Source organism: Rhodococcus sp. 06-235-1A, assembly GCF_002258785.1.
Classification (GTDB): Bacteria; Actinomycetota; Actinomycetes; order Mycobacteriales; family Mycobacteriaceae; genus Rhodococcoides.
In genome coordinates this window covers 182,285-195,265 of sequence record NZ_NOYI01000024.1, presented here as the reverse complement: position 1 = coordinate 195,265, position 12,981 = coordinate 182,285, and the positions used below count along the sequence as shown (strand labels likewise).

Here is a 12,981-nt window from a genome sequence, read left to right as displayed (position 1 = left end):
TGTTCGCAGAGAGCTATACCCACGATCGGACGCGGTAATCCCCGTTGTGCGTGCGGTTGTACAGATGCGATCCGGGTAACCGTCGACCATGAACTCAGATACCGACGCCCAGCCCGCCCACGAGACACCGTCTCCGGAGCATCGGCGTCCGAGCGGTGTGGACGACGCGACCGTGGCCGCAGTGGGCAAGATGTCCGAGGCACTCGAATGCGTCGAGCGGGCCCGCGGGCACCTTTATTCGTTCCACCAACTGATGGGTCACTCCGACCTGCTGCTCGGGGAAGCCGTCGAGGCACTCGCCGAAGCCGACCACAACGCGATCGCGCAGCGAATCGGCGACGACATGATAGGCAGGAACATCGCGCCCGGACGCTGGACGTTCCAGCTCGTCGAGGAATTCGACGACGGCTACTGGAGTCCTCTGCGCGAACACGAGCGGGCGGTGCGAGACGAATTGCTCGACGGTCGCCGTCACATCTTCGAGGCAGAGATGAAAGAGCAGCGTCGTACGCACGGCCGCCGCGGGCACGAGGCCAGGCCGACCGACTGACCTCGCCCGGACGAAAAACACCGACCCCGCCGGTAACGGCGAGGTCGGTGTTGTGGTCGAGAAGGTCTAGCCTGCCTGAATGGCCGCGTCTACCTCGGTGGACGCGCTCGCGGTGGACAGCTGACCGCCGGAGTTCTCCAGGTGTGCGCGGACGAACCAGTGGAACAGTTCGAGCTGGGCACTTTGGCCGATGAGCATGTCCTCGGTGATGGGGTCGATCTCGCCGACCTCGTCGATGTTCTTACGGGTGGTCTCGATCACGCCGGTGTAGACGAGATCGAGAGCTCCGAGGTGCTCGATGGCCGTCGCGCGTCCGATCGAGTAGTCGTCCCAGCTGCGCTCGGAGACGATGGTGCCGGGCGTGCCCTTGGCCGAGGAGCCGAGGGTTGCGATGCGCTCGGCGACGTCGTCGGCGAAACCGCGAACCGCTTCGACCTGCGGGTCGAGCATCTCGTGCACAGAGATGAAGTTGGGTCCGACGACATTCCAGTGAATGTGCTTGAGGGTCAGGTGTAGGTCGTTGTACGCGTTCAGTCGATCTTGCAAGATCTCGGCGACGCGCGCGCCCTTTTCCGAGGTGAGTCCGGGAACGGTGTACGAGTTCTTTTCAGCCATGATCAGTGTTTGCCCCAACGCCCCGGAACACAAACATGCCCCGCCGAAGAGATCGGCGGGGCATGTGTCGTGCGGTACTAGGACTTGTCGAGTCTCGGTGAATCCGTGCCCGACGTTCCCGTCGACGAGGTGCCGGCGGTGGATGTTCCGTCCGTCGGATCGACGATCGGACTGTCGGCCGCGGCCTTGTCGATCGCGTCGGCGGCGTCTTCCTCCGGGGGATTCTTCAGGCTCAGGATGATCGATCCTGCCAGGACCACGACGATGACCACCAGGCTGACCAGGGACGGGATCTCGGGGATCGACGTGCTGATCACCTTGTGTCCGGCCTGCAGGATCAGCTTGACGCCGATGAAGGCAAGAATGATTGCCAGTCCCTTGGACAGGTAGTGGAACTTCTCGAGCAACCCTGCGAGCAAGAAGTACAGGGCACGCAGTCCGAGGATGGCGAACGCATTCGAGGAATACACGATGAACGGGTCGTCGGTCACCGCCAGAACAGCAGGAACGCTGTCGACTGCGAACACCAGGTCGGCGGCCTCGATCGCCACCACGACGGCGAGAAGCGGCGTGGCCACCCGCTTGCCTGCTTCCTTGACGAAGAACTTGGTACCGGAGTACTCGTCCTGGACGGGGACGATCTTCTTGAGCAAGCGCACTGCGATGGAGGTGCCGGGGTCGTACGAGTCGTCCTCGTCCTTCATCAGCTTGTACGCGCTGTAGAGAAGGATGGCTGCGAAGACGAACAGAACGGCAGCGAACTTGCTGACGATCGCCACACCGGCGGCCAAGAAGATGGCACGGAAGACGAGGGCACCGATGACACCGAAGAACAACACGCGATGCTGGTACTCACGGGGAACCTTGAAGTAGCCGAAGATCAGCGCGAAGACGAACAGGTTGTCGACGGACAGACTCTTCTCCAGCAACCATGCCGTCGTGTATTCGACGCCTGCCGTTGTGCCGAGCGTGAAGAACACGACGATGCCGAAGACGATGGCCACGCCGACCCACAGGGCGCTCCACCACGCGGCCTCCTTGAAGCCGATGATGTGGGCACCGCGGTGCGCCAGCAGGTCGATTGCCAGCAGGATGAGGACGACGGCACCGAAGGCCGCCCATGCCCACCACGGGACGACGTTCATGAACGACCACCCTTACCGGTGAACTTGCTTCCGAGTTGCTTCAACTTCGCCTGATTCTCCGGCTTGGTCGCATACCGGCGGGCTTGATCGATCATCTTCTTGCCCTGCGGGCTGCGAGCGAACGATGTCAACTTCTGTGTCAACGACGACATCTGTCACATGCTCCTTACGTTCTCGTACGTCTGATCCGGTGGCGTTCTGGCCGAGCGTTCTGCTCGACGGGAATCGTGGGTCTTCCGCGGGGCTCCACGCCTAGTGGGTCCGACCGCGACTACTCCAGTGTGACTGTTCAGTTTCGTGCAGGCAGGGTCGTTTTGCGGACATGTTTCGCCGGAATTCTTTGCCGGAATCCGGCAACTTGGTCGACTGTACCTGTCAGGACGGCACGCGACCGCCAGGCCAGTCGAGCAGCATGGCACCGAGTACGGCTGTATGCAGCGCAAATGCCTCGACGGGATTGCCCACATCTTGACCGGTCAAATCATGTATTCGCGACAATCTGTATGTGACCGCCCTCACAGAAAGATGCATGCGTCTCGCTGTGGACGCAGAGTTCGCGCCGGTGTCGAAATACACCTGCAAGGTCTCCAGTAGCGGACCTGCACCCCCGCGGGCGACGAGCAGCGGAGTCAACAACGTGTCGACCAGATCGGCGATGGCAGCCCGATCGCTGATGAGAACCCGATAGACGAGCAGATCACGAGCATCGACCATCGGCGTATCGAGCCCGAGCGAGGCGGCGAGTTCCAGGGCATCGAGCGCCTCCCGGTACGACGCGGCGACGCCTGCAGCTCCGCCGCGTGGGCGACCGACACCGATTTGCGTCCTGCCGTACTCGCCGTCACGGCGAAGATCGACGGAGTCACTCGGGGTGAGTGTCGACGTCCCGAGTACACGTGAGGCATGGGTGAGTACATGCTCGACGGCCTCGCGGTCGGGTGCCGGGAAAACCAGGATCAACCGCCCCTGCTTGGTTGCGACGAGCAACTCGGCGTCACCTTTGCTGCCCTGCACGCTGCGCTCGACGAGTCCGATCGCCGAGCTCGCGTCGGTGAACGGCTTGCTCGACGTGACCACTGCCACCGCATGCGGACTCGACAGGTCCAGTCCGAACGTCTGGGCGCGTCCGAGTACCCCGGCGACGTCGGACGTTCCGGAGAGCAGATCGTCGACGAACTCGCGCCGGGCGAGTACCTCGGCACGAACGAGCGTGCGACGGGCGAGTTGGAACCCTTCGGCGAGTTCGGCCACTGCATCGTCGACGGCCCGCAACATCACCTCGCCCGCCGTGACGACGCCGGCCGGATCCTCGGCAGCTGCGGTCACTGCAGGCAGTTCTCGCCACAGGCGCCATGCCGAGGACAGATAGAGGTCGAGCAGCGCGCGCAGAGCGACTCCGGCACGCGCGGCCGCGTCACCTTGCGCCCGGAACGCCCGCAGCTGTTGTCGTCTGAGCGGAACGCCCGCGTTCACCGCGTCGGTGAGGACGTCGAGAAAGTTGCCCAGGTACACCACGTCGAGGCCGCCCGCGTCCGACGCAGCCAGCGTGGCGACGGTGTCGAGCCGTGCCCCGCCCTCCTGTGTGGCCATGTGTTCGCTCGTCTCCCATCCGATCGAAGGTCAATGGTAGGCACCGCAGTGGCAGTCCCGAAACGAGTCGTGGCGTAGTTCGAGACATTTCGCGGCGTGTTCGATGTGCGACAGGCACTATCTGGGAGCACAATCAGCCGATCCGCTCGTTCGCCTCCACGTTGGGAGCCGACCATGACTTCGTCGAACAGACCCGCATCTAGTCTGCGATCACAGCTGCTCCGCAAGAAGCCGATCGTCGACCCGGATCAGGAGGGCAGTGGTGGGCTGGAACGGACCATCGGAACCTTCCAGCTGACGATGTTCGGAGTCGGTGCCACCATCGGCACCGGCATCTTCTTCGTGCTGTCGCTCGCCGTCCCGGAAGCCGGTCCCGCGGTGGTGCTCTCGTTCCTGGCAGCAGGTATCGCGGCGGGCCTCGCCGCCATCTGCTACGCCGAAATGGCCTCGGCAGTGCCGGTATCGGGCTCTACCTACTCGTACGCCTACGTGACGATGGGTGAGGTGGTCGCGATGGGGGTCGCGGCCTGTCTGCTGCTCGAATACGGGGTGTCGAGTGCCGCCGTCGCCGTGGGGTGGAGCGGGTATCTGAACGAACTGCTGAACAACCTCTTCGGTTTCACCATCCCGCACGCGTTGTCCGCTGCACCGGGTGACGCCGACCCCGGCATCATGAACCTGCCCGCTGTGGTTCTGATCGCCTTGTGCGCCGTGCTGCTCATCCGCGGTGCCAGTGAATCCGCTGCAGTGAACGCGGTCATGGTCGTCATCAAACTCGGTGTGCTCGCGCTGTTCGCGGTCGTCGGATTCTCCGCCTTCGATTCAGGGAATTTCTCCGATTTCATGCCGCTGGGTACTGCCGGTGTCACGGCGGCCGCAGGCACCATCTTCTTCTCGTTCATCGGACTCGACGCAGTGTCCACCGCGGGCGACGAGGTGAAAAATCCGCAGAAGACCATGCCTCGGGCCATCATTGCTGCGCTCATCGTCGTCATCGTCTTCTACCTCGTGGTCGCGGTTGCAGCGCTGGGGACGCAGCCGTGGACCGCCTTCGCCGGTCAGGAGGAAGCCGGCTTGGCCGAGATTCTTCGCAATGTCACCGGGCAGGCCTGGCCGGCAACTATTCTGGCTGCCGGCGCGGTCATCTCGATCTTCTCAGTGACCCTGGTGACGATGTACGGGCAGACTCGCATTCTGTTCGCCATGGGCCGAGACGGAATGTTGCCGAAGGCGTTTGCCAAAGTCAGTCCTCGCACGCACACCCCGGTCAACAACACGATCGTGGTGGCGGTAGTCATCTCGATACTCGCTGCGTTCATTCCGCTCGACAAGCTGGCCGATCTGGTGTCGATCGGTACTCTCGTCGCGTTCATCGTCGTGGCCGTAGGAGTGGTCGTGCTTCGTCGGACGATGCCGGACCTGGAGCGTCCGTTCAAGGTGCCGGGATATCCGGTGACGCCGGTGTTGTCGGTCGCCGCATGCGTGTACATCCTGTCGGGTCTGCGGTGGACCACGTGGTTCTGGTTCGGGCTCTGGCTCGCCGTGGTTCTCGCGTTCTACTTCCTGTGGGGTCGGCATCATTCGGCGCTCCGATCGGTTGGAAAGGACGCGGAATGAGCGTTCTGATCGCCTTCGCGCCGGGGAAAGGCAGTGTCGGTGCCCTCGATCTCGGTGCCCAACTCGCGCGGTCGTCGGGTACCGACATCGATGTTGCGACGGTGGTGCCCAAGCCGTGGTCCACGCCGTCGATGGCACGCGTCGATGCGGAGTTCGCGGATTGGGCCGCGGCGACGGCAGCCGAGTCCGAGGCGAAGGCGCGGCACTACCTGGAGGACCGGGCCCCGGACATCACCGCATCGTTCCATCGCTTGGCGCATCGCTCGGTGTCGACCGCGTTGACCGAAGCGGCACAGAACCTCTCGGCATCGGTTCTGGTGCTCGGTTCCTCGGGCGACGGCGCGCTCGGGCAAGTTGTCGTCGGGTCCACCGCGGACAAGCTCCTGCATTCCTCGCCGGTGACGGTAGCGCTCGCTCCGCGCGGCTATCGCATGCGTGAACGTGCGACGCTGACGCGGATCACCTGTGCGTTCTCCGGCGACAGCGAGGCCTCGCGTGTGGTGGGACCGACCGCGGAACTGGCCAGGGATGCGGGCATTCCACTGCGATTGGCGTCCTTCGTCGTTCGAGGGGCGACGATGTACCCACCCGAGATCGGACTGCGAGCCGAGGACGACGTTGCCGCCGAACTCGCCCGCGGGCTGAGCGAGGCGCTCACCGCTGCGGTGGACGACGCTGTCGCGGTGGGACTTCCGGCCGAACAGGTGACAACCGAGTTGGCCTCGGCCGGGAGTTGGCGCGAGGCCCTCGACGAACTGCACTGGCAGGACGGCGAAGTGCTGACCATCGGATCGTCCGGACCGTTGGGGCCGATCGCTCGGGTGTTCCTCGGTTCGCGGGCAACGAAGATCATTCGTCATTCACCGGTACCGATTCTGGTGTTGCCGCGTCGGTGACGTTCTATCGGTTGAGGGCCAGCACCGAGAGCAGTTCGTAGGCCACGTGAGCCGCGGCGATTCCGGTGATCTCGGCGTGGTCGTATGCCGGCGCGACCTCGACGATGTCGGCACCGACCACGTTCAGCCCGACGAGTCCGCGCAGGGTGTTCAACAGTTCGCGAGAAGTCATGCCCCCGGCCTCGGGAGTGCCGGTGCCCGGAGCGTGTGCTGGGTCGAGAACGTCGATGTCGACCGAGACGTAGACCGGGCCTCCGTCGAGTCGTCTGCGCATCCGCTCGACGATGCTGGCCACACCGTCGACCTCGTAGTCGTCGGAGCGAATCACCTGGAAGCCGAGTACGCGATCGTCCTCGAGATCCTGCTCGCTGTAGAGCGGGCCGCGAATACCGATGTGCTGCGAGCGTTCCAGGTCGATCAGACCCTCCTCGCTGGCTCGCCGGAACGGGGTGCCATGGGTGTAGGGAGCACCGAAGTACGTGTCCCACGTGTCGAGGTGAGCATCGAAGTGCAGCACTGCTATCGGCCCGTGGTCGCGCGCGAGGGAACGCAGGATCGGCAGTGCAATGGTGTGGTCACCGCCGAGGGTGAGAACCGACGAGCCGTCGGCGCGCAGGTCCGTCACCGCGTCGTGCACCGTGGTCAGGGCCTCGGTGATGTCGAACGGATTGACCCCGATGTCGCCGAAGTCCGCGACTTGTTGACGGGCGAAGGGCGAGACCTTCAGCGCAGGGTTGTAGGGCCGCAGCAGTTTCGAGGCCGCTCGGATGTGGCCCGGGCCGAAACGTGCGCCCGGGCGGTAACTCACGCCGGAATCGAACGGGACGCCGAGGATGGTGACTTCCGCGCGGGAGACCTCGTCGAGACGGGGCAGCCGCGCGAAGGTGGTCGGCTCGGCGAACCGGGGGACCTTGGTGGCGTCGACCGGACCGATCGGTGGGTGCTCGGGATTGCTCGGGTTCATCGAGAAGTCCTTCCGAAGTCGAGGAGTCCGGTCACGGTTGGGTCGACCAGTTCGCCCGGCAAGCGTTACTCTGATGCTCGATCTTGTCAACACGAGTTTCCTGAGAGGCGAGAGAAGTGTCCCTTGCTACGTCGGTCGTCAGCGATGCACCGCGTATAGGCGCGCGGCTCAAGGAGGCTCGGCAGAAGAAGCGGTTGACTCTGGACGCGCTCGCCGACACCTGCGGGGTGACCAAGGGATATCTGTCCAAGCTCGAGCGCGATCAGGTGAACGCCTCGGTTGCGTCGTTGGTGCGGGTCTGTGCCGCGCTCGACGTACCGGTCGGCTCCCTGTTCGACGATGCCCCGGCGGGTGACGTCGTACGGGCACAGTCGTTGCCGCGCATCGTGTTCGGCGGCGAAGCGATGACGGAGTATTTGCTGACTCCGGTGGGGGAGCGGCGCGTCCAGGTGCTACTGGGAGACATCGAGGAGGGCGGCGGCAGCGGGGCGGAGGCGTACACCCTGCCGTTGGACGTGACGTTCGTGCACGTGTTGTCGGGTGAGATTCGGGTGACCTTCGAGGCCGACCCCGACGGCAACTTCGGGGGCGACGACGTCCTGCTCGGGGCGGGCGACGCGTTCACCTTCTCGCCCAGGCGACCGCACAGTTTTCGCAGTGAGGGTAGCGGCGGTGCGCAGGTGCTGTGGGTACTGGCCCCGGCGTTGCCGGAGGAGTTGCCTGCAACGAAACGGGAGTCTTCTTCATGAGTGTCACCGCGTCGCTGTTTCAAGGGCCGGAGTTCTCCGGCGACGTCGACGCCAACCTCGCGGCGCTGGACGACGCCGCGCGTCGAGCGGCCGCAGCAGGTGCGTCGATCCTGGTGACTCCGGAGATGTCGGTCAGCGGTTACGACATCGGCGATCTCGTGCTCCAACGAGCCGAACCGTTCGACGGACCGATCTTCGGGAAGGTGGCGACGATCGCTCGAAACCGCGGCGTTGCAATCGTGTACGGATACCCCGAGCTCGCCGGCGAGACGGTGTACAACTCGGTACAGGTGGTCGACGCAACCGGACGATCGGTAGCGCGCTACCGCAAGACCCACCTGTTCGGTGAACTCGACCGCACGCACTTCGCTGCTGGCCCGGAACTGTTGGTGCAGTTCGATTTCGGCGGGATTCGCTGCGGGCTGCTCACCTGTTACGACGTCGAATTCCCGGAAACCGTGCGCGCGCACGCCGATGCCGGAACGCAGTGGTTGATCGTCCCCACCGGTCTGATGACTCCGTTCGAGATCATCGCAACCCACGTCGTCCCGACACGGGCGTACGAGAGCCAACTGTTCATCACCTACGTCAACCGCTGCGGAGCCGAGGCCGGTCTGACGTATTGCGGGCTCACCTGTGCTGTGGCACCGGGTGGTAACGACCTAGCGCGGGCCGGGGCGCACGAACAACTTGTGACGGTCACACTGGATCCGGCCGAGCTCGCTCGATCCCGCGCCGTCAACACGCATCTGGCCGATCGCCGCCATGACCTCTACCCGACAGGGTCCTCGCGGCCCGAGCAGGAGACCGACCGATGAGCACACCCGTCACCCCGGACAGCGCGATCGAATCCGAGGACGACCAGCCGCTGACGATGTTCGGTCCGGACTTTCCGTTCGCGTACGACGATTACCTCGCGCATCCGGCCGGCCTTGGCAGCATTCCCGACGAGGCCCTCGGTACCGAGGTCGCCGTGATCGGCGGTGGACTCGCGGGCATGGTCGTCGCCCACGAGCTGCTCAAGCTGGGCTTGAAACCTGTTGTGTACGAATCGGATCGGATCGGCGGGCGAATGCGTTCGGTGCCGTTCGAAGGGCACCCCGGTGTGGTGGCCGAAATGGGTGCAATGCGGTTCCCGCCGTCGTCCACCACGCTGTTCCACTACCTCGACGCGGTCGGTCTCGAAACCACGCCGTTTCCGAACCCGCTGGCCGAGGCGACCCCCAGTACGGTGATCGACCTCAAGGGCGAGAGCCATTACGCGCGCAAGCTCGACGAGCTTCCGCCGATCTTCGCCGAGGTTGCCGACGCGTGGAACAGGACGCTCGAGGAACACGCCGAGCTGGTTCCGCTGCAGCGAGCCGTTCGCAGGCGGGACGTGGCCCAGATCAAGCGAATATGGAACGAGCTGATCGTGAAGTTCGACGATCAGACCTTCTACGGATTCCTGGCCGCATCCGAGCACTTCTCGTCGTTTCGGATGCGGGAGTTGTTCGGCCAGGTCGGTTTCGGAACGGGCGGATGGGACACCGACTATCCCAACTCCATTCTCGAGATCCTTCGTGTCGTCATCACGGCAGCAGACGACCACCATCGCGGAATCGTCGGGGGCTCACAGCAACTGCCGATGCGGCTGTGGACCGACTCGCCGGAGAACGTGGCGCACTGGCCTGCGGGAACGTCGGTGGCCTCGCTGAACGGCGGCACCACGATGTCGCGCGTCACCGAGATCAGGCGCACCGACGGCGGCACCACGATCCACGACGACCGCGGCAACATCCGCACCTATGCGGCCGCCGTCGTGACCGCGCAGAGTTGGATGTTGCTCAGCAACATCAGATGTGACGACGGCCTGTTTCCCATCGATCACTGGACGGCCATCGAACGAACGCACTACATGGGGTCGACCAAAGTGTTCGCACTCGTCGATCGTCCGTTCTGGAAGGACAAGGATCCGGTCACCGGGCGAGACCTGGTCAGCATGACGCTGACCGATCGAATGAGCCGCGGCACTTACCTACTCGACCAGGGAGAGGGCAAGCCGGGGCTCATCTGCCTGTCCTACACCTGGTCCGACGACTCGCTCAAGTTGCTCGCCCTCGACCCGACCGAGCGCATGAACATCATGCTGCGCTCGCTCGAGGAGATTTATCCCGGCGTCGACTTTCGCAGCCACATCATCTCCACCCCGGTGACACTGTCCTGGGAGACCGAACGCGATTTCATGGGTGCATTCAAAGCGAACCTGCCGGGTCATTACCGATACCAGGAGAGATTGTTCACCCATTTCATGCAACACGAGCTCGACCCTCGGCACCGAGGGATCTTCCTGGCCGGCGACGACATCTCGTGGACCGCGGGTTGGGCGGAGGGTGCGATTCATACAGCCTTGAACGCGGTGTGGGGCGTTGTGCATCACTTGGGCGGTTCGTCCGCCGAGGGCAATCCAGGACCGGGGGACGTGTTCGAGTCCATCGCTCCGCTTCGGTTGGGCGACTGAAACTTCGGATTGAACGACCGGGGCGCGCGCTCGTCGAACACGAACAGTGCCAGCGCAATCGTCAGCATCAGGGCCACGACCCAGATCGCTCGCAGTCCGAACAGCTCGACCGCCGCTGCGCCCAGCAGCGCCCCACCGAGGAACCCGGAAATCACCGCGCCGAACCGTCGTGCACGCGTCCCCGCCTCGCGATCGTGTTCGACGATGCGATGGAAGGCGGCCATCGCCATGCTGCGGAGATTCCCGGTGGTCATCGTGGTGTTGAACGGCGAATCCACCAGCACGCGAAAGGTCGTCACCTGTACGCCGGCCACGTGCGCGAGAATCACCGAGACGACGGCGTCGGGCACGGTTGCCGGGAGCAACCCGACGACCAGGACCACGAGTATCTCGAACACGAGTACTGCGCGTACCGGTCGTCGCACGATCTTCGCCACCGCGGGCAATGCGATGAACTCCGCTGTCGCGACGCCGAGCACGAAGGCCGCCAACGGTGGCAGAAACGCGAGCGCCTCGACCCACCGCCCGCCGGCGATATCGACGCCGAGCAGCACCACGTTGCCGGTCTGGGCACCCGCGAACACGCCTCCGCGGGTGACGTAGGTGTAGGCGTCGAGGAACCCCCCGACGGCGGCCAGGAGTACCCCGAGCCGGACCGATTTCGCGGTTGCGACGGCGATGTGGGGTTCAGGACGTGGCGTGGTCATCGAGAAATCCTCACACGATCACCGATATTCACGTTGTTCACGTTGTCGCGGCGAGCAACGAGAGCAACAATTCCGCCCGCACCCGCGCCGACGTCAGATCCACCGCGAGCAAGTCCTCGCACCGCGTGATCCGGTTTCGCAATGTGTGACGATGAACGGACAGGTGCGCCGCAGCGGTTTCCCAATGTCCGTTCGCTTCGAGGAAAGCCCGCAGTGATCCCACCAGATCGGCGGAATGGGTGCGGTCGTACTCGGCCAGTACCGCGATGGTTACTGCAGCCATGGCGCGCAACGACTCCTGTACCGGTTCGGAGGCCAGCAGCATCGACCCGGTGAATTCGACGATCCGGTCGTGAGGACCCGCTGCGGCGCATGCGAGTGTGGCTTGCCGCAGCGCCGTAGGCGACTCGCCGATGTGCAGGCGCGAACTGATGCCGGCGCACGTCGACCGTGGAAGTGAATCGACGAGGTGGGCAACGAACCGGGTGTCGTCGGAGCCGCGTAGCAGTAGTTCACAGCCTGTGTCGGTGCGACGGGCGTAGGTGGGCAGCGCGCGGAGTCGGGACTCGGCATCGACCGCGTCGGCGATGCGCTCGGACGGTCCGCGGATCACCGCAACCCTGATGTGGGAGTCGTCGTCGGCGGCATCGGCGAGATAGCTCGGTAGGGCTGTGTCGGCGGACGACGGCAGATGCCCGTCCAGCAACAACCCGAGCGCGAGGGTGTTGAGCCTGGACTGCTCGGCGCGCAGTCGTGCCGGCTTCTCGAGCTCGAGTGTCACCAGCGATACCGCGTGTCCCAGCAAGATCTGCTCGACCCCGGTCATCGGCCCTGTGGTGCGGATGGCCAGGAAGGTCGGAGCCCCACCGGTGATCGCAACCGAATGCAGGGTCACGGTGCGCCCCGGTTCGCTCGCCGACACGGTGGCGGGAGCGGACGACGGCCGGATGCTGCGGGCGATCTCGCGGGCCTGCTCGACGAGGTCGGACGCATCTGCGGGATGAAACGACTCGGTGCGCCTGCCGATCAGTGCCACCGATGTCGACGTGGCAACGGCGAGTTCGCGGACGATCGCGTCGACGCCGCCGTGCAGCGCTGCCCGAGTGATCCGGTTCTGCACCGACGCAGCGCGAACGACCTGCTCGTACTCCTGCTCGGAGATTCGCTTCACGACCGCGCGAATGACGGCGGCGAACGGAATGTCGTAGGGGACCTCCACGACGGGAAGTCCGACTTCCTCGGCGGCCTCGAGGATATGACGTGGAATTGTGCTGTGGGACAGTCCGACTCCGAAACCGAGGCAGGCGACACCGGCGGCGGCCAGGGTGCGGACGTAGGTGCCGAGCGCGGGGCCGTCGGAGTCGAAGCCCAGCCCGGTCGTCAGAATCAACTCACCGCCCGACAGCCACGGGCTGGGGTCGGTGAGTTCGGTCGCCTGTGCGAAGACGATGGGCACGGCGCTGCGTTCGGGTCCTCCGCGATGACTCAGTCGAAGGTGTCGTTGCCTCAGCAGCCAGGACATCTGCACGCTCACCCGTCGAACTGTAAACCCCGGGTCGACGAAATGGAGTGCAATATGCCCTTCGAGTGGACGAATTGGCAGCGGTCTCGGGCGGTCGACCGGCCGCATACTTGCTGAACCAGCCCA

Annotated in this window: 13 protein-coding genes; 6 read left to right on the top strand and 7 right to left on the bottom strand. The window is 64.7% G+C overall.

Annotated elements, in window-relative coordinates; all coding sequences use genetic code 11:
• The first annotated feature begins 88 nt into the window (after positions 1 to 88).
• Complete coding sequence (locus CH275_RS23080; RefSeq protein WP_094680544.1) at positions 89 to 550, top strand: hypothetical protein; 462 nt, start codon at positions 89 to 91, stop codon at positions 548 to 550.
• A 66-nt stretch (positions 551 to 616) separates the two neighbouring features.
• Here CH275_RS23080 and CH275_RS23075 read toward each other — a convergent pair whose 3' ends face one another.
• The 4 genes from CH275_RS23075 to CH275_RS23065 all read right to left on the bottom strand — a co-directional run bounded on the left by CH275_RS23075 (position 617) and on the right by CH275_RS23065 (position 3,900).
• A complete protein-coding gene (locus tag CH275_RS23075) occupies positions 617 to 1,165 on the bottom strand; it encodes a Dps family protein (RefSeq protein WP_094680590.1) in 549 nt (182 codons plus the stop codon).
• 77 nt (positions 1,166 to 1,242) lie between these two features.
• Entirely contained in the window at positions 1,243 to 2,310 is a 1,068-nt protein-coding gene (locus CH275_RS23070; RefSeq protein ID WP_094680543.1) for a TerC family protein, read from the bottom strand.
• Positions 2,307 to 2,462 (bottom strand): hypothetical protein, encoded by a 156-nt coding sequence (locus tag CH275_RS29635; RefSeq protein ID WP_179276297.1) that lies wholly within the window; start codon positions 2,460 to 2,462, stop codon positions 2,307 to 2,309. The genes CH275_RS23070 and CH275_RS29635 overlap by 4 nt, the downstream gene beginning before the upstream one ends.
• Before the next feature lie 223 nt (positions 2,463 to 2,685).
• The gene (locus CH275_RS23065) at positions 2,686 to 3,900 is read right to left on the bottom strand and encodes a PucR family transcriptional regulator (protein ID WP_094680542.1); all 1,215 of its coding nucleotides are present in this window, start codon (positions 3,898 to 3,900) and stop codon (positions 2,686 to 2,688) included.
• 174 nt (positions 3,901 to 4,074) lie between these two features.
• On the opposite strand from CH275_RS23065, the gene CH275_RS23060 reads away from it, so the two are divergent.
• Both CH275_RS23060 and CH275_RS23055 read left to right on the top strand, forming a co-directional pair.
• Positions 4,075 to 5,517, top strand: a complete 1,443-nt coding sequence (locus CH275_RS23060; RefSeq protein ID WP_094680541.1) for an amino acid permease — start codon at positions 4,075 to 4,077, stop codon at positions 5,515 to 5,517.
• Positions 5,514 to 6,413 carry a universal stress protein gene (locus tag CH275_RS23055; protein WP_094680540.1) on the top strand — a complete coding sequence of 300 codons (900 nt, stop codon included), beginning with the start codon at positions 5,514 to 5,516 and terminating at the stop codon, positions 6,411 to 6,413. Before CH275_RS23060 ends, CH275_RS23055 begins: the two co-directional genes overlap by 4 nt.
• Before the next feature lie 4 nt (positions 6,414 to 6,417).
• Here the strand turns inward: CH275_RS23055 and speB are convergent, their stop codons facing one another.
• Positions 6,418 to 7,377: an agmatinase gene (speB, locus tag CH275_RS23050; protein WP_094680539.1), complete on the bottom strand. Its 960-nt coding sequence runs from the start codon at positions 7,375 to 7,377 to the stop codon at positions 6,418 to 6,420.
• A gap of 116 nt (positions 7,378 to 7,493) precedes the next feature.
• Between speB and CH275_RS23045 the strand changes: the two genes are divergently transcribed.
• From CH275_RS23045 to CH275_RS23035, 3 genes are read left to right on the top strand one after another with little or no spacing between them, the layout of a single operon-like run.
• Positions 7,494 to 8,126 carry a helix-turn-helix domain-containing protein gene (locus tag CH275_RS23045; RefSeq protein ID WP_094680538.1) on the top strand — a complete coding sequence of 211 codons (633 nt, stop codon included), beginning with the start codon at positions 7,494 to 7,496 and terminating at the stop codon, positions 8,124 to 8,126.
• Positions 8,123 to 8,944, top strand: a complete 822-nt coding sequence (locus CH275_RS23040) for a carbon-nitrogen hydrolase family protein (protein WP_094680537.1) — start codon at positions 8,123 to 8,125, stop codon at positions 8,942 to 8,944. The genes CH275_RS23045 and CH275_RS23040 overlap by 4 nt, the downstream gene beginning before the upstream one ends.
• Entirely contained in the window at positions 8,941 to 10,626 is a 1,686-nt protein-coding gene (locus tag CH275_RS23035; RefSeq protein WP_094680536.1) for a flavin monoamine oxidase family protein, read from the top strand. The genes CH275_RS23040 and CH275_RS23035 overlap by 4 nt, the downstream gene beginning before the upstream one ends.
• On the opposite strand, the gene CH275_RS23030 is transcribed toward CH275_RS23035, so the two are convergent.
• Both CH275_RS23030 and CH275_RS23025 read right to left on the bottom strand, forming a co-directional pair.
• On the bottom strand, positions 10,542 to 11,333 hold the full coding sequence (locus tag CH275_RS23030; RefSeq protein ID WP_094680535.1) for a YoaK family protein: 792 nt from the start codon (positions 11,331 to 11,333) through the stop codon (positions 10,542 to 10,544). The two genes, CH275_RS23035 and CH275_RS23030, sit on opposite strands and share 85 nt — an antisense overlap.
• Positions 11,334 to 11,370: 37 nt before the next feature.
• A complete protein-coding gene (locus tag CH275_RS23025) occupies positions 11,371 to 12,867 on the bottom strand; it encodes a PucR family transcriptional regulator (RefSeq protein WP_094680534.1) in 1,497 nt (498 codons plus the stop codon).
• Positions 12,868 to 12,981: the final 114 nt, after the last annotated feature.